General features: G+C 59.4%; 20 protein-coding genes and 1 tRNA gene. 13 read left to right on the top strand and 8 right to left on the bottom strand.

The annotated features are described in order from the left end of the window. Positions 1 to 59: 59 nt before the first annotated feature. Positions 60 to 1,034 carry a hypothetical protein gene (locus KUV52_RS12855; protein ID WP_222526332.1) on the top strand — a complete coding sequence of 325 codons (975 nt, stop codon included), beginning with the start codon at positions 60 to 62 and terminating at the stop codon, positions 1,032 to 1,034. A 418-nt stretch (positions 1,035 to 1,452) separates the two neighbouring features. Here the strand turns inward: KUV52_RS12855 and KUV52_RS12850 are convergent. Next, positions 1,453 to 1,543 (bottom strand) — tRNA-Ser (locus KUV52_RS12850). Positions 1,544 to 1,777: 234 nt separating this feature from the next. Between KUV52_RS12850 and KUV52_RS12845 the strand changes: the two genes are divergently transcribed. Genes KUV52_RS12845 through KUV52_RS12825 form a run of 5 tightly spaced genes read left to right on the top strand, consistent with a single transcriptional unit; the run spans position 1,778 to position 3,855 of the window. After that, positions 1,778 to 2,434 (top strand): Bax inhibitor-1/YccA family protein, encoded by a 657-nt coding sequence (locus KUV52_RS12845; RefSeq protein ID WP_222526331.1) that lies wholly within the window; start codon positions 1,778 to 1,780, stop codon positions 2,432 to 2,434. Between the two features lie 52 nt (positions 2,435 to 2,486). Next, entirely contained in the window at positions 2,487 to 2,876 is a 390-nt protein-coding gene (gene tusD / locus KUV52_RS12840) for a sulfurtransferase complex subunit TusD (protein ID WP_222526330.1), read from the top strand. Then, a complete protein-coding gene (gene tusC / locus KUV52_RS12835) occupies positions 2,877 to 3,248 on the top strand; it encodes a sulfurtransferase complex subunit TusC (protein ID WP_261389981.1) in 372 nt (123 codons plus the stop codon). After that, positions 3,245 to 3,526: a sulfurtransferase complex subunit TusB gene (tusB, locus tag KUV52_RS12830; protein ID WP_222526329.1), complete on the top strand. Its 282-nt coding sequence runs from the start codon at positions 3,245 to 3,247 to the stop codon at positions 3,524 to 3,526. The genes tusC and tusB overlap by 4 nt, the downstream gene beginning before the upstream one ends. 2 nt (positions 3,527 to 3,528) lie before the next feature. Next, the gene (locus KUV52_RS12825; RefSeq protein WP_222526328.1) at positions 3,529 to 3,855 is read left to right on the top strand and encodes a TusE/DsrC/DsvC family sulfur relay protein; all 327 of its coding nucleotides are present in this window, start codon (positions 3,529 to 3,531) and stop codon (positions 3,853 to 3,855) included. 1 nt (position 3,856) lies between these two features. On the opposite strand, the gene KUV52_RS12820 is transcribed toward KUV52_RS12825, so the two are convergent. From KUV52_RS12820 to nrdD, 4 genes are all read right to left on the bottom strand, one after another. Then, positions 3,857 to 5,866 carry an NERD domain-containing protein kinase family protein gene (locus KUV52_RS12820; RefSeq protein WP_222526327.1) on the bottom strand — a complete coding sequence of 670 codons (2,010 nt, stop codon included), beginning with the start codon at positions 5,864 to 5,866 and terminating at the stop codon, positions 3,857 to 3,859. A 92-nt stretch (positions 5,867 to 5,958) separates the two neighbouring features. Beyond that, entirely contained in the window at positions 5,959 to 6,627 is a 669-nt protein-coding gene (locus KUV52_RS12815; RefSeq protein WP_222526326.1) for an NAD-dependent epimerase/dehydratase family protein, read from the bottom strand. A 116-nt stretch (positions 6,628 to 6,743) separates the two neighbouring features. Continuing rightward, positions 6,744 to 7,211, bottom strand: coding sequence for an anaerobic ribonucleoside-triphosphate reductase-activating protein (gene nrdG, locus KUV52_RS12810; RefSeq protein WP_222526325.1), 468 nt, complete (start codon positions 7,209 to 7,211; stop codon positions 6,744 to 6,746). Between the two features lie 50 nt (positions 7,212 to 7,261). Then, positions 7,262 to 9,382, bottom strand: coding sequence for an anaerobic ribonucleoside-triphosphate reductase (nrdD, locus tag KUV52_RS12805; RefSeq protein ID WP_222526324.1), 2,121 nt, complete (start codon positions 9,380 to 9,382; stop codon positions 7,262 to 7,264). 330 nt (positions 9,383 to 9,712) lie between these two features. On the opposite strand from nrdD, the gene KUV52_RS12800 reads away from it, so the two are divergent. Then, positions 9,713 to 10,531: a zinc-dependent peptidase gene (locus KUV52_RS12800; RefSeq protein WP_222526323.1), complete on the top strand. Its 819-nt coding sequence runs from the start codon at positions 9,713 to 9,715 to the stop codon at positions 10,529 to 10,531. 54 nt (positions 10,532 to 10,585) lie between these two features. Continuing rightward, positions 10,586 to 11,587, top strand: a complete 1,002-nt coding sequence (gene dmeF, locus KUV52_RS12795; protein WP_222526322.1) for a CDF family Co(II)/Ni(II) efflux transporter DmeF — start codon at positions 10,586 to 10,588, stop codon at positions 11,585 to 11,587. Positions 11,588 to 11,640: 53 nt separating this feature from the next. Here dmeF and KUV52_RS12790 read toward each other — a convergent pair whose 3' ends face one another. Continuing rightward, positions 11,641 to 12,954, bottom strand: coding sequence for an alkaline phosphatase (locus KUV52_RS12790; protein ID WP_222526846.1), 1,314 nt, complete (start codon positions 12,952 to 12,954; stop codon positions 11,641 to 11,643). 147 nt (positions 12,955 to 13,101) lie between these two features. Here KUV52_RS12790 and KUV52_RS12785 point away from each other — a divergent pair, with 147 nt between their 5' ends. Both KUV52_RS12785 and KUV52_RS12780 read left to right on the top strand, forming a co-directional pair. Then, complete coding sequence (locus KUV52_RS12785; protein WP_222526321.1) at positions 13,102 to 14,034, top strand: lipid A deacylase LpxR family protein; 933 nt, start codon at positions 13,102 to 13,104, stop codon at positions 14,032 to 14,034. 81 nt (positions 14,035 to 14,115) lie between these two features. Next, entirely contained in the window at positions 14,116 to 14,850 is a 735-nt protein-coding gene (locus KUV52_RS12780) for a metallophosphoesterase (RefSeq protein WP_222526320.1), read from the top strand. On the opposite strand, the gene KUV52_RS12775 is transcribed toward KUV52_RS12780, so the two are convergent. Further along, entirely contained in the window at positions 14,807 to 15,211 is a 405-nt protein-coding gene (locus KUV52_RS12775) for a VanZ family protein (RefSeq protein WP_222526319.1), read from the bottom strand. The two genes, KUV52_RS12780 and KUV52_RS12775, sit on opposite strands and share 44 nt — an antisense overlap. A 113-nt stretch (positions 15,212 to 15,324) precedes the next feature. Here KUV52_RS12775 and KUV52_RS12770 point away from each other — a divergent pair, with 113 nt between their 5' ends. The 3 genes from KUV52_RS12770 to trhA are packed head-to-tail and all read left to right on the top strand — an operon-like array spanning position 15,325 to position 17,554. Next, positions 15,325 to 15,849 (top strand): GNAT family N-acetyltransferase, encoded by a 525-nt coding sequence (locus KUV52_RS12770; protein ID WP_222526318.1) that lies wholly within the window; start codon positions 15,325 to 15,327, stop codon positions 15,847 to 15,849. Continuing rightward, positions 15,846 to 16,829 carry an esterase-like activity of phytase family protein gene (locus KUV52_RS12765; protein ID WP_222526317.1) on the top strand — a complete coding sequence of 328 codons (984 nt, stop codon included), beginning with the start codon at positions 15,846 to 15,848 and terminating at the stop codon, positions 16,827 to 16,829. The genes KUV52_RS12770 and KUV52_RS12765 overlap by 4 nt, the downstream gene beginning before the upstream one ends. A 44-nt stretch (positions 16,830 to 16,873) precedes the next feature. Continuing rightward, positions 16,874 to 17,554, top strand: a complete 681-nt coding sequence (gene trhA, locus KUV52_RS12760; RefSeq protein WP_222526316.1) for a PAQR family membrane homeostasis protein TrhA — start codon at positions 16,874 to 16,876, stop codon at positions 17,552 to 17,554. Here trhA and KUV52_RS12755 read toward each other — a convergent pair. Next, on the bottom strand, positions 17,444 to 19,750 hold the full coding sequence (locus KUV52_RS12755) for a DUF6351 family protein (RefSeq protein ID WP_222526315.1): 2,307 nt from the start codon (positions 19,748 to 19,750) through the stop codon (positions 17,444 to 17,446). The two genes, trhA and KUV52_RS12755, sit on opposite strands and share 111 nt — an antisense overlap. Positions 19,751 to 19,799: the final 49 nt, after the last annotated feature.

Raw genomic sequence — 19,799 nt, 5'->3', positions numbered from 1 at the left:
CGCCATAGTGTCTTTACTGCGATCCGATGTTGAATATTCAGGGACGAAAGCAACATACGATGACTCGAACAACCTTTTCTCTGCTGCTCCTTTTGGCCAGCCCGCTTGCTGGCGCCGACGCCCTGCCCGATCTATCGGTTCACAGTCGCGCCACCCATACCCCCATCGGGCATCTGACTCATCAAAAACCGGAGTTGAAACTCGCGCTCCAGCCCTTTGTTGAGCGGTGTCGCGAAGCCGGGGCTCAGTTGTACGAGCGTCATACGGCCAACTTCCCCTACGGACCCGAGGGGGAGCCACAAAATCCGCTTGCCCAGGCCTGGTATCTGCCGGGTACCTGGCACAATGACCTGAACCCCAATGTGGGCATCACCATGAGCGTGGCCCTGCATACCGCCGAACTGCCTACCCTGTCGGTCGGGCATCTGCTGGTGGCGGGACGGGAAGAGTTGGCCTCAGCGATGGAAAAACAGAACCGGCGCTATATCGAAGCGCGCGGTGCCCCCGCGTTGCGCTGTGATGTACTGATACAGGGGTTGGTCGGCACCGGTGAAGTGGCGCCGGAGAGCACGGTTTCCCGTCTGATTGCGGCGTTAAAGCCCACCCACCGAATCAACCGGCAGCGGATCAGTCTGCTGCTGGACAAGGAGGTGGTGATCACGCGACACGAGGTCTTTGGCCAACTCCACCGCGCCATCAAGGATAAAAACGCCGATATGCTGCACCAGAACCAGGCGGCCCGTATCAGCCAGTTGAAACTCCCGGGCGCCACCACCGAGGTGGAAACCACCTGGCGCGTGCATGGCACCCGTCAGCCCGGCGCTTACCTGAGAGTGAAGCACGAGGAGCAGGTGCTGTACCGGTGTGACCTGAAAGTGGATGGCGATAAGCTTCACGCTCATTGTGGACTGTCCCCAAATGCCGAGATCTGGGCCTTCCAGCAACTTGGGGATGAAGAAGCGCTGACCCGGGCGGCCCGAGAGTCGGTTGCTTTGCTGAAGGCGAATCAGACGCCCACCATTGAGAAGCTCTAAACTGTTTCGCAGATACAGAAAAGGCCCGCATCTCTGCGGGCCTTTCCTTATATGGCGGAGCGCCAAAGCGGGATGACCGCCTTCGGCGTTACTCGCTCCGTTCGTTGCGAACCCGGCAGGGTGAGCCGGAACCGATGCAACGCATCGCAGTCCGGCGAAGTGGAGGCAGGGATGCCGACAGGAACCCCGCCACAGGGAAGTGTTGTTACCCCGGGCCTAATGCCAGCGCCCTACTTCAGATACGAAAAAGCCTCCACATTGGGAGGCTTTCTCTAATATGGCGGAGGGACAAAGCGGGATGACCGCCTTCGGCCTTACTCGCTACGCTCGTTGCGAACCCGGTCAGGGTTCTCACCCTGTCCCCAGCGCCCTACTTCAGATACGAAAAAGCCTCCACATTGGGAGGCTTTCTCTAATATGGCGGAGGGACAGGGATTCGAACCCTGGATACGCTACTAACGTATGCCGGTTTTCAAGACCGGTGCATTCAACCGCTCTGCCATCCCTCCGACGGAGCAGAATAGTAGGGGTTTATCCGGTGCCTGTAAAGGCCATATTCCGGCTAAGTGTTTCAAGTGGCGTAGTTTTCATCAATGAGGAAGATCGAGAAAGATCGCCCAAGGGGTTGAAAAGCGGAAGGATGATCCCGATATACTTTTTCACAGTTCAAAGGGTGCAACTCTTTGGCGATTCGGTATCCTAATCTACCGAAAGGCAATTGAGCCCACTATTAAGGAGCCTCTATGGAAACCCGTCGTTTTGAAACGGCCAGCGTTGACTCCGGGATTGCGGTCAACCGCGTCCTGCGCAACACCTACATGCTGCTGGCCATGACTCTGGCCTTCTCAGCGGCCGTTGCTGGCGTCACCATGGCCATGAACCTGCCCTACCCGGGCATTCTGATCACCCTGGTTGGTTTCTATGGCTTGCTGTTCCTGGTGGCTAAAACCGCCAACAGCGCCATGGGGATCCCCGCCGTATTCGCCTTGACCGGCTTTATGGGTTACACCCTCGGCCCCATCCTGAACATGTACCTGGGTGCAGGCATGGGCGACGTAGTGATGATGGCCCTGGGCGGTACCGCTCTGGTGTTCTTCGGTCTGTCCGCTTATGTACTGATGACCGGCAAGGACATGTCTTTCCTCGGCGGCATGATGCAGGCGGGCTTCTGGGTGATCGTCGCCCTGTTTGTGGCCAACCTGTTCCTGAGCATTCAGCCGCTGCAGATGGCGCTGTCCGCACTGTTTATCCTGTTCTCCTCAGGTGCCATCCTGATGCAGACCAGTGCCATCATCCACGGCGGTGAGCGCAACTACATCAACGCCACTGTGACCCTGTTCGTATCGCTGTACAACATCTTCGTCAGCCTGCTGAGCCTGCTCGGCATGAGCGACGACTAAGCGGTCAGGATCCGTTACAATCAGGCCCCTTAACGGGGCCTTTTTTCTTGCTATGAGCCAATTTGTTATTTTCGTAAACGGCCCCGCCTACGGCACCCAACACGCCTATTCGGCGCTGCGGTTTGCCGAGGCGGCGCTGGAAGCCGGCCACCAGGTGCGCCAGGTGTTCTTTTACCAGGATGGGGTGCAAAACGCGTCTCGTCTGCTCTGCCCTGCCAGCGACGAGCTGGATCTGGCGGCGCGCTGGCAGCGGTTGCATGAACGGGGCATTCCCCTGGTGAGCTGCGTGTCTGCGGGCCTGCGTCGGGGGGTTATCGACGTTGAAGCCGCCGAAGACGCGGAGCTTGATGCTGCCAACCTCTCAGCCTGCTTTATCCTTGGCGGGCTGGGTGAATATGTCACGGCTGCCGCTACGGCTGACCGCACGGTGCAATTCGGGTAGATGATGGGTTCAATCAAGTACGATTTGGCGGTCGTGTTCCGCCACGCGCCCCACGGTAGCGCCAAGGGTCGTGAAGGTCTGGATCTGCTGTTGCTGGCCGCCAGTTACGACCAGCAGTGTGCGGCCCTGTTCGTCGGTGACGGAGTGTTCCAGTTGCGCAAAGACCAGCAACCCGCTGCCATCGAGAGCAAGGACTACATCGCCACCTTTAAAGCGCTGCCCCTCTACGATGTGGAAACGGTGTTGGTGTGTGAAACCGCCCTGGCGGAACGGGGGATGAGCGTTGAGGATCTGATCCTCCCGGTCACTCTGGTGACCGCGGACGCGGTCACCGCCCATCTGAATCAAAGCCAACAGGTACTGACGTTTTGACCGTATTGCATACCCTGAGCGATCTGGCGCCCTCCCCGGCTGCCCTGGCAGAGACCCTTACCTATCTGGCCCCGGGCACCAGCATTTTGCTGATGCAGGATGCGGTTGCGATGGCAGCACAGGCCCGGTTTGCCGAGGCGTTCTCCGACTACGCACTCTATGTGCTGGCGGATGACCTCACGGCGCGGGGACTGTCACTGGCGCTTTCTGCCACTACCGTAGACTACCCCGGTTTTGTGGCCCTGACTCTTCAACACGACAACGTGCAAGCGTGGTAACCATGAACTTTAACGGAAACGACATCGCCACCGACAAGCAGGGCTATCTGCTGGACGCCAGCCAATGGGAGCCGGGAATGGCGCCGTTACTGGCGGCAGAGGAAGGCATCGAGTTGACCGACGCCCACTGGGAAGTGGTGAACTTTGTGCGGGACTTCTACCTGGAGTTCAATACCAGTCCGGCGATTCGGGTACTGGTGAAGGCCATTGGCCAGAAACTGGGTGAAGACAAAGGGAACAGCAAGTACCTCTACAAGCTGTTCCCCAAAGGCCCGGCCAAGCAGGCCACCAAGATTGCCGGGCTGCCGAAGCCCGCCCGCTGCATCTGATTTACGCCTCCAGCAGTTCCGGCGGGACCACACCCGCCGGACGTGCCGGCATCTCGTCCCAGCCAAACTGGCTCAGGTAATCCACCCCATCCAGCAGCTGAAACTCGAAGTTCAGCACCTTCCGGCACAACTCCCGAAACGCCTCCGGCACCAGCTCTGCCGAGAAGTCATCCAACGCGGCCAGTAATTCGGCGCGGTCCCGACACTCCACCCCCGGCGCCAATACATCTACGAAACTGGCCACCAATCCGAACAGATCCTGCTCGGCAGCGCCTTCACTGGCCCACAACTCAGGATCGGCATAACGGCGCGCGTAACCGCTGGCCGCCACATCCAGACCCACCCCAAAGTTGACCAGCACCGCCCGGTTGCCCTGGCAGATGATGTTGGCAGGACAGATGGCACCATGGAAGATCTGCTGACTGTGCAGGTAGTAGAGTGCCGTTAACAGCTGCGGGAACCAGGCCCCGGGCTGACCTACGACAATCCGCCCCTGCAGGTCTCGCAGGGACTCCCCCTCCACCCAGGCCCGGGTGATGTAGAGCGCCTCCTTCCTGCCCATTTCACCGAAATCGAGCACCTGTTCCACATTGGGGTGGTAGATCCCTTTCAGGGCTTTGTAGGTACTGGCCAGATGGGGCCAGCGCTCGGACACCCCGCGATACACAGACAGCGCGCAGGGATACTGGCCTTGCAGATGCCGCGCCTGCCACAGTTGACTGGACTCCCCTTCCACAATGCAGGTTTCCAACTGGTAGCGGCCGTCGATCGCCATGCCCGGTGCAAGCGTGTCCGGGTCCACCGCCAGCCGGGAGGCTTCGGGGCGCTGCACCACCAGTGCCAAATCCACTCTTAACTCATCGAGACAGTCGGTGCGACCCCGGGCCGCCTCAGCAAACCAACTGGTGATGCGGGGCTCATGGGTGCAGTGGGCCAATTCGCTGAATACGGTGGCAAAGTGCTGTATGTCTTCCGCTTCGGTGAGGGTATTGCGGATATCGATAAACTCCACCTCACCGGATTCACTCAGGAAGATACCGTTTTCGCCCCAGCCGGAAACCGTGATGCCGCGGCGGTGGATCTGCTGCAAAGCAACCGCCGCGCGCACCAGCAGTGATAACGCCTGGGTGCGGTCGCATTTCTGGTAATCAAACTGGTGCATCGGGGTGCCCCTGGGCATACGAATGGGCAGCACCAGTTGTTCCCCATCCTGGATCAGCGGCGCACTGAACGGCACTCCGGAGCACCCTGCCAGCTGTTGCAGTCGGTAGAGCTCCTCTCGCATCTGCCCCTCCAGCATCGTCGCCTGGTCCTGGTCTTCACACTCGGAGGGCACCAGGATCTTCAACAACCAGGGGGCCTGCCAGTCACCGGGGTTGTAGTCCGCCTGCCAGATCTCCAGGCCGTGTTTGATGTAGAGGCACTTCTGCTTCTCAAAGTCCTGGATGCGATTGTTGCGCTGCTCGACCAACGCCACCTGGCCGATGGCGTCCAGTACTAACTCCTTTTGCTGTTCCGTCACCTGATGAGCGAAACGGGAGGTCAGGGCCCAGTCTCCCGTCAGTGCCTCCACGATCTGCTCTGGGGTATAGATGGAGAGTTCCCCCTCCCGCTTACGCAGGCTGATCTCGTTGCCACGGCGGCCGGTAACAAACACCATGCCCTGGCACCAGGGGGCGTAAACGCCGATAGGAAACTTGTGCTTAAAGCGCCCGGCCAGCACCCGGGCGACGTAGTTGGCTTTGGCGAGACTGTTGTCCACATCGCGGCCGTCCAGCTGCCATGCGTGCTGCCCCGCTTCCAGTTGACCGATATAGCCTTTGACGTCGACCACGTAGATCCCCCACTGGCCAATCACCAGGGCGTCCACCTCCAGTGCCTGTCCGGTCTGGGTGGGGATCTCGATATTGGTCAGCAGCAGGTACTCGTCTGGCAGTTCCTCCGCCAGCAGTTTAAAGGCCCAACGCTCGGATTCGTTGACGGGATCGCCAAACCGGATCTGTTTCGCCATGCTGTCTCCCTGTCGATGGCTTATGGGGGTGACGCCAGTCTAGGCCAGAGCGAGGACGAAAAAAAACGGGGAATTCCCCGTTTGCTCGCTTTTCACTCAGTCATTTGCGGTGCGCCGCGAAGGATCTGGTCCGATTCGATTCGGAAACGCCCTTTGCCCTCATGCGCTTTGGCACGTGCGATCATCGCATGGGCCAGGGTCTCGATCGGCACCGGCCGCCAACGGGCAGAACCGGGCAGCCAGGTCAGGCCGTTAAGCACCATTTCACCCAGTCGCTCTTTACGTCGAGAGTCAATCCGCTCACCGCTGAGCAGCGAGGGGCGATACAGATAGAGCGCAGGAAGATCCAGGGCGGAGAGCGCCTGTTCCATCTCCCCTTTGGTGCGCAGATAGAAGTTTCGGGAACCCGCATTCGCCCCTTTGGAGCTGATCACGTGCATCTGCCCGACCTCGTTGGCCTTGGCCCACTGGCCCAGTGCCACTACCGCGCTGTAATCCACGGCGCGAAATGCCGCTTTGGAGCCGGCGGTTTTCATGGTGGTGCCGAGGCAGCAGTAGACCTCGTCGATGGCATATGGGGTGGTGAGATCGCCGATTCGGCTCAGTGGGAGGATGTGTTCACGAATCGCGTCGCGGTGACGCCAATGGGTTGTTCGGCGACTGACAAGGTGGATGGCGCGGTATTCATCACTGGTGAGCAGCGCATTCACCAGCGCGCTGCCGGTGGCGCCGGTGGCGCCTACCACTAGGGCAGTTTTCATCGGAAACGACACTCTGTTGTCGGAAAACATCAAGGGCCGCCCAGCTTAGACGCTGGGCGATCCCTCAGCAATAAGCGACCGTTCTGTTTGCCGTTTTTAACAACAATGTAAGGTGTTTAGCGCTCAAAGCGGTGGATGCGCTGGTTTGCGCTGCCACGCCATACCAGATTGGCGTCGCGCTGGGACTCGATGTACTGTCCATCGATCAGCACGTCCACCAGATCCACCACGGCCTGCTGCGCCTCAGTCAGGGATTCCAGGGTGTAGCCGGTCCAGGCCCAGATGTCTTTATCCGGTGCCTCCTCCCGTACCCGTTTTACCAGCGCCTGGACATCGGCGAGGTTAGCCGGGTGCAGAGGGTCGCCTCCGGACAGGGAGAGGCCGCGCTTGGGAATACGGGTGTCGGTCAGATCCGCCAGCACCTGATCCGCCATCGCCTGGTCGAAGGGATGGCCAGAGTCACAACGCCAGGTGCTCTGGTTGTAGCAACCCCGGCACTGGTGTTCGCAGCCGGAAACAAACAGGGCCACACGGGTACCGGGCCCGTTGACCACATCAACCGGATAGTAGGCGTGATAGTTCATCTTCTGCTCTTAAGCGAATACCGGCCCCGCCTGAACGGAGCCGGCAACGGTTACATGTGCTTAACCCGGCGCTTTACTTCTTCCTGCTTACCGGCGTTGAAGGGACGAGCGTCCGGACTGCCGAGATAGCCACAGACTCGGCGGGTCACGGACACCTTGGCCGGATCGTGGTTACCGCAACTGGGGCAGACGAAGCCTTTGCTGGTGCACTCAAACTCACCGGTGTAGTGGCACTCGTAGCACTCATCAATTGGCGTATTGGTGCCGTAGTAAGGCACACGGTCATAGCTGTAATCCCAGACGTTTTCGAGGGCTTCGACGTTGTGCTGCATGTTGGGATACTCCCCGTAGCTGATAAAGCCACCGGAGGTGATCGCCGGATACGGCATCTCGAAGTCGATCTTGTCGTAGGGGTTCACCTTCTTCTCGACATCCAGGTGGAAGCTGTTGGTGTAGTAGCCCTTATCGGTCACACCATCCAGCAGTCCGTACGCCTTGGTATCGATGCTGCAGAAACGGGTACACAGGTTTTCACTGGGGGTGCTGTAGAGGCTGAAGCCGTAACCGGTTTCCGCTTTCCACGCTTCCACGGCCTTCTTCAGGTAGCGAACCACATCCAGCGCCTTCTCACGCAGCTGCTCAGAGTCGTACACATGGGTCTCGTTGCCACACAGCGCGTTAACGGTCTCGTGCAGGCCGATGTAACCCAAGGAGATGGAGGCGCGACCATGCTTGAAGATATCGGCAATGTTGTCGTCCGCCTTCAGGCGCACACCGCAAGCCCCTTCCATATAGAGGATCGGAGCCACACGGGCTTTCACCCCTTCCAGGCGATCGATGCGGGTCATCAATGCCTTGCGGGCGATATTCAGACGCTCATCGAGCAACTGGTAGAAGCGCTGTTCGTCACCCTGCGCCTCGATGGCGATACGGGGTAGGTTCAGGGAGACCACACCCAGGTTGTTGCGGCCTTCATGCTCCAACTGACCATCCTTCTCGTAAGCGCCAAGGAAGGAGCGGCAACCCATCGGGTTCTTGAAGGAGCCCGTCACCTCAACCACTTTGTCGTAGTTCAGGATATCGGGGTACATCCGTTTGCTGGCGCATTCAAGGGCCAGTTGCTTGATGTCGTAGTTGGGTTCGCCCGCTTTCTGGTTGTGGCCTGCCTTGATGGCAAACACCAGTTTCGGGAACACCGCGGTCTTCTTGTTTTTGCCCAGACCAGCGATGCGGTTCTTCAGAATGGACTTCTGGATCAGACGGGCTTCCCAGCTGTCGCCCAAGCCAAACCCAAAGGTGACGAACGGCGTCTGGCCGTTGGCGGTGTGCAGGGTGTTGACCTCGTACTCCAGAGATTGGAACGCGTCATAACACTCTTTCTCGGTGCGGGCGTTGGCGTAGGCTTCCGGATCCGCAACCTGCCACTCCTGACCGATAGCCAGGTGCTTGTCGAAGCTGGACTTAACGTAAGGCGCAAGCACTTCGTCAATGCGGTTGATGGTGGTGCCGCCATAGATGTGGCTGGCGACCTGTGCAATGATCTGAGCGGTAACCGCGGTGGCAGTGGAGATCGACTTGGGTGTGTCAATCTCGGCGTTGCCCATCTTAAAGCCGCCGGTGAGCATGCCATGCAGATCGATCAGCATGCAGTTGAACATCGGGAAGAAGGGAGCGTAATCCAGATCGTGGTAGTGGATCTGGCCCTTTTCATGGGCTTCCACCACGTCACGAGGCAGGATATGACGGCAGGCGTAGTGCTTGGCAACGATGCCCGCCAGCAGATCCCGTTGCGTGGGGATCACCTTGGAGTCCTTGTTGGCGTTCTCGTTCAGCAGAGCAGAGTTGCTCTGCTCAACCAGCCCGCGGATCTCCTGGTTGAGACGACTGGCCTTTTCACGTGCCAGATCGCGATCGTGACGATACTCGATATAGGAGCGAGCCAGATCCTTATAGGGCCCCTCCATCAATTGATTCTCCACAGCATCCTGAATACGGTGGATCGGCACCTCAGATTCACCGATCAGTTGTGCTGCCACTGCCTGAGCTACGCCCGCGGCATAAACCAGATCGTCACAACCAACGGCCGCCGCTGCGCGCAGCACCGCCTGTTGAATTAGCTCTGGTTTAAAAGGCACGCGGCATCCATCCCGCTTAATCACAACTGGTCCCATTTTTTCACTCCTAAGTAAAGTGTCCGACGCCCAAAAAGCGCCTATATCTAGTATAGGCGCCATCGATAAACACAACATCTAGTGCATTGTCCGGCAAGTGGCGCCCGTGTACCGTGATCAAGATCAATCTCGGGTTCAACGGGTTACTTGTTATTCAGGGGGCTGATGGCCGTCCGGAATCGGCGTTTGAAGGCAGCGAACTCTACCCCAATTTTGGCCTTGGGGTTACCACGAGAAATGGGATCCATGCCGCCGATCACCCCTTGAGAAAATCAAGCTTGATCTGCGATTGACGTTCCCTTTTTTTTCGCTCCAGGCTAGGCTGGCGCCATGCTGAACTGGTTAACCCGCTGGCGCGAACAACGTCTGCTTAACGATCTGGATGAGACTGTCGTCGAACGGTGGCAAACCCGCATCGATCGTTTGCCGATCCTTCAGGGGCTCACCGACGGCGAGCAGCAACGCCTTATTGAAGTGGGTTGGATCTTTCTTCACCAGAAGCGCTTCACTCCGGTTGGCGAAGCGGTTCTGACCTCCGAACACTGCATCGATATCGCCCTCCAGGCCGCCCTTCCTGTTCTCCACCTGAGCCTGGAACACTACGGCCATTTCCATGAGTTGCTGATCTACCCCGAGGACTTTGTCAGCCCCAGACACTACGTGGATGAAGATGGGTTGGCCCATGAAGGCGAAGAGGCGCTCTCCGGGGAAGCGTGGGAACAGGGCCCCCTACTGCTCTCCCTCGCTGAACTGGGCCAAAGCGGCGATTGGAACGGCTTTAATCTGGTGATCCATGAACTGGCCCACAAGCTGGATATCGCCAATGGCGGTCAGGCCACCGGGTATCCGGACCTGCCCCCTGCCCTGCGACCGGCGTGGCTTGAAGCGTTTCCTGCGGCTTTCCACCGTCACTGCCAGCAGGCAGAGCAGGCGGAGCAAACGAATGATTGGTCCGCTGTCTGGCTGGATCCCTACGGTTGCGAGAATGAACCGGAGTTTTTCGCCGTCTGCGTTGAGGCCTTCTTTACCGACCCCATCTCACTGGACCAGGGATTTCCTCGACTTTATCGGCTATTAAAAGCGTTCTTTGGGCAGGATCCTCAAACCCGCGCTCCCCTTTGGTCACCAATAACCCCAAATTCCCAATAAAGTGATCACCGCCCCGTTTTGAATCGGCAACCTGCGCATAAACTTGGATATCAAATGCAACTGATTCCTACTTCTATGCACAGTCACAGCCTCCACCGCTGGCAACACCATCATCAGTTTGCCCAGCAACAGAAGAAAAACGAAAAACGCACCTGGTACGCCGTACTGATTACCGCGGCCATGATGGTGATTGAGATTGTTACCGGCTACGTGACCGGATCGATGGCCCTGCTCGCCGACGGCTGGCACATGGGCACCCACGTCGCGGCTTTCGGCCTTACCCTCTTTGCCTACCGCTTTGCCCGCCGCGCCAGTGCAGACCATCGCTACAGCTTCGGCGCTGGCAAAGTTAACCTGCTGGCGGGCTACACCAGCGCGGTAGCGCTGGTATTGGTGGCGGTATTGATGGCGCTGGAGTCCATTGGGCGTTTGATCGATCCGGTGACCATCGACTACGACAATGCCCTTCTGGTAGCGGTGATTGGTCTGGTGATCAATCTGGTGTGCGCCGTGCTGCTGCACCAGGGGGATGACCACCACCATCATCATCACCACGACCATCATCATCACCACCATGACCATCACGATGATCATGGCCACCACCATCACGGTCATGACCACAACCTGTATGCGGCCTATCTGCACGTGCTGGCGGATGCCCTAACCTCATTTACCGCCATTCTGGCGCTGCTGGCCGCCCGTCACTTCGACATGCCCGGCCTCGACCCCATCATGGGCATCGTTGGCGCGGTGATCATCACCCGCTGGGGTTGGTCCCTGATCCGGGACACCGGCCCCGCCCTGCTGGACCGCACACCGGACGGCGAACTGGCCCAGACCATTCAGGCCCGCATCGAAGCGGATCGGGATAACCGGGTCGCGGATCTGCACCTCTGGCCCCTCTCCGGCCACCACTACGGCGTGATCATCAGCCTGGTGACCCACCACCCTCAACCCCCACAGCACTATCGTTCGCTGCTGGAAGGGTTGCCCAAACTCGCTCATATCACGGTAGAGGTGCACCCCTGCCACGACACGCCCTGCCTGGACGGATAAAACCAGATAGCAGGCAAGGCGATCAAAAAGGGCAGCTTTCGCTGCCCTCTTTTTTACCATCCCATCATGGCCATCATGCGCTGTGGAATGTTCACATTGTCCTGGTAGCCGATAAAGGCTTGGGCACCGGCGCCGTAGGCCATTACCGGGACGTCCACGGCGGTGTGCCCACCGGTGGTCCAGCCGGTCAGGCTGCGGTCGTTGATCACCTTGAGTACCGCTCGCGCCAACGCCTTGTCGCCCTTGCCATAAGCGGTATCCAGCGCGGACAGTTCCTCTTCACTCAGGTCAAAATCCACGTGCTGACGCCAGCGCTCCGCCAACTCAGCGCTGCTGCCCGCCATCAGGGTTTCCGTAATGGGGCGCACGCTGGCGCGCACCTGTGCCACCACTTCCGGTTTCCACTCATAGACGCCATTGGCGCCCAGAGTCAGGCCGCCGGTAGAGTGGTCGGCGGTGATCACCAGCAGGGTATCGGGGTTTTCATCCACAAACGCTTTGGCACGCTCAATGGCCAGTGAGAAATCGTGCATCTCTGCCATGGCGCAGGCGATGTCGTTTCCGTGGCCACACCAGTCGATCTGGCTGCCTTCCACCAACAGGAAGAAACCCTGCTCCTGCTCGCTCATCAGCGACAGTGCCTTGTCGGTCATCGCCACCAGGCGCTCCGGTTGGTCGGAATCGATGGCATGGGGCAGTGCCACGTCCGCTACCAGTCCCATGGCAGGCAACTGAGTCAGACTGTCCAGATCGGCCAGGTCCCAGATCTGCTGGTATCCCTGCTCCGCCATCTGTTCGGACAGGCCGCCGGGATCTCGGGAGAAGTAACGCTGACCGCCACCGAGGATCAGATCCAGCATGGTGTTATCGGCGATCCGTTTTTGCACATATTGCTCGGCGATGGCGTCGTACATCCGGCGAGACGCCACATTGGCCACGAAGCCCGCTGGTGTAGCGTGATTGACCTGAGAGGTGGCGACCACACCGGTGGACCAGCCCGCCTTACGAGCCTGCCCCAACACACTTTGCACCGGCAGTTTCTGCGCATCCACACCAATGGCGCCGTTGTAGCTTTTTACACCGGAAGCCAACGCCGTCGCGGACGCGGCTGAATCGGTCACCCAGGTGTTGTCCGCCGGATAGGTGCTGGCCATTCCCACCAGCAGTTCATCAAACACCGTAGGCTTGACCTCGGAGCCGGCCTCGCCTGCCCGATAGTAACGGTAGGCGGTGGTGTAGGCCGGGCCCATTCCATCCCCAATCATAAAGATGATGTTTTTGGGACTGGCCGGGGCCTGAGCGGTTTGACTGGCACAACCGCCAAGCGCAACAGCAGCGATGGCCAAGGCGGTCATGGAACGCTTCATCGACATGATTTTCCTTGTCTTTGTTCTCCGAAAGTCGCGCCAGCGTATCTCACTCCAGCGCCATTATAAAGTCACCAACGGGGCAATTTTTGCACCATCAACGTAAGCCCAGTAGAGTGAAGTGACCTCACACAGTAAGGAGTCGTGATGAGAGTGTGGCTCGCACTGCTGGGCCTGGCCACTGCCCTGCCCGGCCAGGCTTCAACCGGCTACTGGATCATGGATAACGATGTGGTGGTACGCACCGATGGCGATTACACCAACGGTCTCTTTCTTGGGCACGTCAGCCAGCCCGGCGCCCGCCTTCCCGCTCCCCTGCGTCCGTTCGCCCGCCATTTGCCTGAATCCAACACTTACTGGCATGCGGAACTCAGCCAGAAGATGTGGACGCCTTCAGACCTCAACCCCGACGAACAATCACAACTGGAGCGGCCCTATGCCGGTGTCCTGCTGGCCACCGTTGGGCTGGGCACCGAAGAGACGAAACACAGTGATCATTACGGCATCTCGGTTGGCGTTATCGGGCCTGCTTCCGGCGCAGAAGCGGTACAGCGTCAGGTACACAAGTGGCTGGGCAATACTGCGCCGGATGGCTGGGAATCCCAGATTGAAAACACCCCATTGATGCAGCTGTCCTGGCTGCGAAATGAACGGCTGTGGCAATCGTCAACCGAGGGGACCGGTTGGGATCTGCTGTGGCACCCCCGTGCCCAGGGTGGCAACGTGCAAAGCGAAGCGGCTGTGGGTGCCAGTCTGAGTTTCGGCAACGATTTGGGGCAATTACGGGGACGACACTGGCAACAACCGCCCATCTCTCCCTCCGGACAGGTTGGCTGGGCGCTCTTTATCGGCACCGAGGTCCGATACCGGTTGAATGACATCACCCTGCAGGGACCGAGGCCCGACGACGCCCCCGATGTCACCATGACCCATTGGCAGGGCAGCTGGGCCGTGGGGCTGAGAGGCCACTACAAACGGGTCGGCGCCGCCTTCAGCGTGCAGGGCGACAGCCCCGCCTACGAAAGCGTTTCCAACCGCTGGACAAGCTACGGACGTCTTCTCTTTACCTGGCAATATTAACCCCGGTTCATGCCGTGCCTTTTCGTTGCCGCTTCCGGCTCGCTACACTTGGGGTTGAGTGACAGGTAAGAGACACACGGTTTGAGTAACTACAACGGTCAGTTCCAGACCCTCACCGTTGAGGGCCGGGCTTTCTTTATTGGGGATCTGCACGGTGAGCGCAAACAGCTGAGCCAGCTGTTGAGCGCTGTTAATTTTGCGCCCGAACGGGGTGACCGGGTGATCTGCGTCGGTGATCTTATCGACCGCGGCCAGGATTCGGTTGCCTGTCTGGACCTGCTGGACCTGCCCTGGTTCCACTCTGTACTGGGCAATCACGAAGCGATGCTGATGGACGCGTTAACCGGTGACGCCGAAAACCTCAACAGCTGGTTGCGCTGCGGTGGCGCCTGGTACCTTGACCTGGAAGAGCCCGAACGAATCGCGATGATGGCCAAAGCAGAAAGGCTGTTGCCGCAGGTGCCGTTTGGTCTGGAGGTGCAGCTCCCCTCACTTGAGGCACGGATAGGGGTGGTGCACGCCGAGTGCCCGACGGACCATTGGGCCGAATTTCGTGAAGCCTGCGAATACCCCCTAAACCACCATCAGCAGTTTGCCTGCCTTTGGAGCCGGGACACCCTCAGGGAGATGACCAAGGGCGCCTACCCGCCGCCCCTGCCCGGCATCGATGCGGTGGTAATGGGACACACTCCGCAGCAAAATCTGAAAAGCCACGGTAACCGCGTCTGGCTCGACACCGGCTCCGGCTATTCGCAGGGGCGCTTATCCCTGCTCAGCGCAGAGCAGATTCTGGAGCTGGTGCGCTGCCCCGCTTAAGCCATACCGCCAGCAGTGTCGCCACCAGAAAACCCACGCCATCCGCCATAAGATCCCACCAATCCAGGGTCCGATTAGGATTCCAGGCCTGAGACAACTCCTCAAACAGCGCAAAGGTGGCGACCAACCCTGTGCCCCACTGCAGCCAGCCGGCCGAGTCCATCGAGCGCCACGCCAATGCCCAGTTAAACAGCAGCGCCAGGCCACCGAACAGCACCGCATGGCCCAGTTTGTCGCCGTAGGGCAAGGTGCGGATAAAGCCGAACCACTGACCTACCTCTCCCCGATTGGCCAGCAGGATCACCCAGAGGATAAAGGCAAAAAAACCGAAGGCTACCAGCCACTTCCCCACCGTTTTCATTCCGGCCACGCCACTCCCTCCCTGGATTGTTGCGCTTTTGTCATCAGGTTGCGCAGGGTAACCTAGTAGCCTTCAGGAGAACAACCTGGACTGAACCGCTAAGGGAGAGCGCTTTGTCACTACAACTGGACACACCAAGACTGCACCTGCGCCAATGGCGCGACAGCGACATCGATGCCTACGCCGCGCTTTGCGCCGATGAAGAGGTGATGCGCTATCTGGGAGGCCATACCCTGAGCCGGGAGGAAGCCTGGCGTCATATGGCGGTGATGGCTGGTCATTGGCAATTGAAAGGGTTTGGTCACTGGGCGGTTGAGCATCGGGAAACCGGAGTCTGCATCGGACGGCTGGGCTTTCTGCAGCCCGAGGGGTGGCCCGGATTTGAGATTGGCTGGTGCATCGCCCGCGAATATCAGGGCCAGGGGCTCGCCTCAGAGGGAGCCCGAGCCGCATTGAAGTGGGCCTTCTCCGACCCAGAGCGCGATGAGGTGATCAGCATCATTCATCCGGACAACCTGGCATCCAAGCGCTTAGCGCTCGGTCTGGGGGAGCGTTACTGGCGGGATGAAGTGGTGCGCGGCTTTGATGTGGAGATCTACGGCATCACCCGGCAACAGTACCGGGAGACACAGGGATGATCCGCCCTGTCTTAAAGGCGGTGGTATTGCTCCTGATAGGCCTGGGAGCTAAGGCTGCGCCAGAGCAGAACACGCCGACATTGGTCACCGAGCGCTGGCACTCCGACTTTGAGGTGTTGCAGCAGCAAACTGATCGGCTTCGTTACGCTGGCACTCTACGTCTGCATCCACCAAGCGGCCTCGACACCCACCGGGGCGCCTGGTCGGCGCTGGTCTATCTCGGGCCCCATCTGGGATTTCAGGCCACCTCAGACCGAAACGGTCACTGGTTCACCTTTGACGTCAAGGTTAAAGAGGGCGAACTGATTGGGGCACACTACCTGGATCACGGCCAGATCCTGGGCCCCGACGGCAAAGGGCTTGAGAACATTGAATCGATGCTGGTGGCGGGCGAGCTGATCCTGGTCGGTCTGGATGAAAGCCCGGTCCTCTACCAACTTGACCGGCATCGCACTCGCGCCAGGCCACGCTTTACGTTGGCGTCATTCAGCCCCGGACGCAATGACGGCATCGAATCTCTGGCCTTTATCGAACCTGCCGGTCCCCTGCTGCCCATTGCCGAGAAGGCCAGGCCCGACTCAGGCTCCCCCTCAGCTCGTCAGGCATGGCGGCTTACTCCGGGCAGTGACGCCATCCCTTTTTCGCTGCCCCTCGCCATGGATCTCTCCCCGGTGGGCAGCACCCGGCTCCCCAATGGCGATCTGATCCTGCTTCATCGTCACTACGCCTCCGGCATCATTACCATTGGTCTGAGCCGGTATGACGGCCAGGAGTTGCAGTCAGACTCACCAATAGTGCCGCAATCGTTGTTGCAGATGCGAAGCTTGATGCTGACCCAATCACTGGATAATTTTGAAGGTCTGGCCGCCTTTGAGAGAGAGGGACGCCAATATCTGCTTCTGATCTCAGACGATAATGTCGATTGGCAACGCCCCGGCCGCCAAAATACCCTGCTGATGCTGTTTGAGTGGCTAAACTGAAAGTTTCGGCGAACACTTGTGCGCCCAACTGGAGGCCTGTTAGGATGACGACTCAGAATAAAAACTCTAATGGAATCTCAGACCCTATGCAGATCCGGGCTTACTCCATCGGCGAAGAGATCGCCAACGCCGTCACACACGGCCTCGGCGTTGCCGCCGCCATCGTTGGTCTCACACTGATGCTCAACAAAGGGATCCCCGTGTTGCCCGCCAGTGGCATCGCGGCCATCAGTGTTTATGGCGGCACGCTGATCCTGATGTTCCTCTGTTCCACCCTCTACCACAGCATCCAGCATGCGCCGTCCAAGGCGGTACTGAAGCGGTTGGATCACTGCGCCATCTATCTGTTGATCGCAGGCAGCTATACCCCCTTGATGCTGATCTCGCTGGACAACAACGGTTCCCATCTGTTGCTGGCCTTTATCTGGGTATTGGCCGCGCTCGGGGTGTTGTTCAAAGCCCTGTTTGTCCATCGCTTCAAAAAGCTGGCGATGACCACCTACCTGCTGATGGGCTGGGCCAGTCTTGCGGTGATCGTCGAGCTCTACAAGGTGCTGCCAACAGCGGGCTTTGCGCTGCTGCTGGCCGGTGGATTGAGTTACAGCCTTGGCACTCTATTTTATGCCGCCAAGCGGTTCCCCTACACCCACGCGGTCTGGCACCTGTTCGTACTGGGCGGTGCCGTCTGCCACTGTCTGACCATCGCGCTCTACGTCATTCCGTAAATCCTGGGGCAACGTCAGCCCCAGCGTCCAGGGATTCAGATCCGCGGGCCGGGCGGCGTCGCCTCGTCGATAATCACACACCCCATCGGGGAAGATCCGCTCCAGCTCGGCCCGGTGAGCCGCCATCGGTGCCGGCTGGTAGAGTCCTTCGGCCAGCGCTTGCGTCACCGGGATACGGTGGCACTGGAACACCGCGCCCTGCCAGGGCCCGCCAGCCTGTATGCGGGCATTGGTATAGACCGGGTATCGCTCAGTGCAGACACCATTGGTGCGACCGTTCCAGGCCCCATCCCAGACCCCTTCGCCTATGGCTATCACCTCACCCGCTTGGTCAAAGCAGAGATCCTCAAGATCCGACGGACGCTCCTTTCCGCCCTGTCCCGCTTCAATCCAACGCTCCATAGCATCAAACGCTTCCGCCAGCGGGGTGTAGCCTTTATGAGAAACCCAGATCAACTGATTGTCATGGTGTCCATGCCAGCTTCGAATTCGAGCGCGGGCTTCAAAGGAGGCGGACAGGTGATGCATATCCAGTTGATCCTCCAGGTAGTGGCGCAGGTCGATCACCGGCAACGGGTTATACCCCAGGAAAACCTGACCGGCGCGATAGGCCCGCTCAATGGCGACAGGGTCACCCTCGGTACGGCGCGCAAACTCGCCGTCATGGATGTTGTGATTGCCCCACAGTGTCAGCCACAGGGGCAGCAACTTGCCAAAGGGCGCCCAAAGGGTTTCCGGCTCCATCTCCCCTGACTCAACCCACCCACCGATCCGCTGGTTAAGGTGCAGGAAGGCTCTGGGGGTCAATTGCCCTGCACGAAGCGCTTCCAGTCCATATTGCACCCCTCGGTTATCCCAGGTGGAGCGGGCAAAGCCCTGCTCGTCCCGGCCCAGGATCTGATGCAGATCCTCCCAGTAACTCCAGTGCTGCTGCTCCTGGATACGCTCACTGAACATGGGGCGGAGGTAACCCTGCTTGGGGTTGTGGATCAGAGCGGAAAGCCCAAACCAGCCATTGATGCATTCACTGGAACCCTTCGGCCAGTAGGGCCACTGCCCGCGGATAAGCTGATTAAGCGGCTCCAGAAACGGCGCTCTCTGGTCAAAGCCTGCCACCGCATTGAGCCCCTCGACCGAGGGCCGGGCATCAAAGTTTTGCCACAGTTCCGGCTCGTCGGCCCGGAACGCGTAATAGGTGTTGAGCAGGTCACAATCCAGACCATAGAGGGTCTGACTCAACATATCGGGATAGGCATACAGGGCCAGGCCACCGTCAATCACGCCGCCCCCGTTCTGCATCAACAGGTATTGCACCAGCCCGCCACCGGAGCCACCAATGCCGATGGTGTACTTTGGTTCGCCGTAGAGGCTGACAAACTGCCGCTTAACCCTGAGTGCGGTATCCTCCGCCAGCAGCATGTTGTAGGTGTAAGCGGTTTTGTTGCCGGTGGAGCTGATGACGGCGTAACCCCGCCGCAGTTGATCCAGACGCTTCTCTATCAGGCGCTGAGGACGCAGTCGCCCCTGGCGAAATCCGATGCCACTGCCCCCGTGAAACTGGTAGATCAGTCGACGATCCCAATAGCGGGCGTCTTCCCGGGGTGCGCCCGGATCCGCCAGCATCACGATAAAGTAGGGAAAGCGGTTGATGGTGCCGGTCTCCACCCGGTAGATCTCCGGAATGCTCTGCTCGCCCAAGGACACCTGTCCCACACCAACGGGCGGAGAGGCCAGGTCATAGGGGCGAACCTGCCCTTTGGCGTCGACGTACCAGTACTGAATCGCGGTGGCCAGCATGCAGTCGCGGGAATAGCCGATCACATCTTCGGTGATCTCCCCCTTCTCCTCCCGAAATACCGGAACCCCCTCTCCCGCCCAGTTATCCACCAGAGGCTGCCCCAGTCCGGAGTTCATGGTCATGCAGAAAAACGGGTACTGGCGTGCCCCGGCATAAAGGGCGACCGCCGGGCCGGGCTCACCGACCGCAATCGGGAAAGGAAAGGGATCGTCAGGGCGTAGGGTCAGCGCCAGATGAGCATCTGGCCGCAGTGGTAAAGGATCGTTACTGGCGTCCGCGATACCCTGAACCTGGTGCTTGGCGTAGGGGTGCGTCGCGAGTTGATACTGCCCCCAAATGAACAGACCCAACAGGCCAACGGCGAGGATGAAGGATACTACAAGCGCAATACGTTTCATGGCCACCTCCCTCAAGCCAGTATAGGGCAGGCGTGTTAATGAAATGATC

Origin of the sequence: Ferrimonas balearica (genome assembly GCF_019802055.1) — a bacterium.
GTDB lineage: Bacteria > Pseudomonadota > Gammaproteobacteria > Enterobacterales > Shewanellaceae > Ferrimonas > Ferrimonas balearica_A.
This window is presented reverse-complemented; position numbering and strand designations above follow the sequence as displayed.

What these genes read in the sequence shown, in the direction of transcription:
- KUV52_RS12855 (WP_222526332.1), top strand. Translation starts at nt 60, where the DNA reads ATGACTCGAACAACCTTTTCTCTGCTGCTCCTTTTGGCCAGCCCGCTT.
- KUV52_RS12845 (WP_222526331.1), top strand. Translation starts at nt 1,778, where the DNA reads ATGGAAACCCGTCGTTTTGAAACGGCCAGCGTTGACTCCGGGATTGCG.
- tusD (WP_222526330.1), top strand. Translation starts at nt 2,487, where the DNA reads ATGAGCCAATTTGTTATTTTCGTAAACGGCCCCGCCTACGGCACCCAA.
- tusC (WP_261389981.1), top strand. Translation starts at nt 2,877, where the DNA reads ATGATGGGTTCAATCAAGTACGATTTGGCGGTCGTGTTCCGCCACGCG.
- KUV52_RS12825 (WP_222526328.1), top strand. Translation starts at nt 3,529, where the DNA reads ATGAACTTTAACGGAAACGACATCGCCACCGACAAGCAGGGCTATCTG.
- KUV52_RS12820 (WP_222526327.1), bottom strand. Translation starts at nt 5,866, where the DNA reads ATGGCGAAACAGATCCGGTTTGGCGATCCCGTCAACGAATCCGAGCGT.
- KUV52_RS12815 (WP_222526326.1), bottom strand. Translation starts at nt 6,627, where the DNA reads ATGAAAACTGCCCTAGTGGTAGGCGCCACCGGCGCCACCGGCAGCGCG.
- nrdG (WP_222526325.1), bottom strand. Translation starts at nt 7,211, where the DNA reads ATGAACTATCACGCCTACTATCCGGTTGATGTGGTCAACGGGCCCGGT.
- nrdD (WP_222526324.1), bottom strand. Translation starts at nt 9,382, where the DNA reads ATGGGACCAGTTGTGATTAAGCGGGATGGATGCCGCGTGCCTTTTAAA.
- KUV52_RS12800 (WP_222526323.1), top strand. Translation starts at nt 9,713, where the DNA reads ATGCTGAACTGGTTAACCCGCTGGCGCGAACAACGTCTGCTTAACGAT.
- dmeF (WP_222526322.1), top strand. Translation starts at nt 10,586, where the DNA reads ATGCAACTGATTCCTACTTCTATGCACAGTCACAGCCTCCACCGCTGG.
- KUV52_RS12790 (WP_222526846.1), bottom strand. Translation starts at nt 12,954, where the DNA reads ATGAAGCGTTCCATGACCGCCTTGGCCATCGCTGCTGTTGCGCTTGGC.
- KUV52_RS12785 (WP_222526321.1), top strand. Translation starts at nt 13,102, where the DNA reads ATGAGAGTGTGGCTCGCACTGCTGGGCCTGGCCACTGCCCTGCCCGGC.
- KUV52_RS12775 (WP_222526319.1), bottom strand. Translation starts at nt 15,211, where the DNA reads ATGAAAACGGTGGGGAAGTGGCTGGTAGCCTTCGGTTTTTTTGCCTTT.
- KUV52_RS12765 (WP_222526317.1), top strand. Translation starts at nt 15,846, where the DNA reads ATGATCCGCCCTGTCTTAAAGGCGGTGGTATTGCTCCTGATAGGCCTG.
- trhA (WP_222526316.1), top strand. Translation starts at nt 16,874, where the DNA reads ATGACGACTCAGAATAAAAACTCTAATGGAATCTCAGACCCTATGCAG.
- KUV52_RS12755 (WP_222526315.1), bottom strand. Translation starts at nt 19,750, where the DNA reads ATGAAACGTATTGCGCTTGTAGTATCCTTCATCCTCGCCGTTGGCCTG.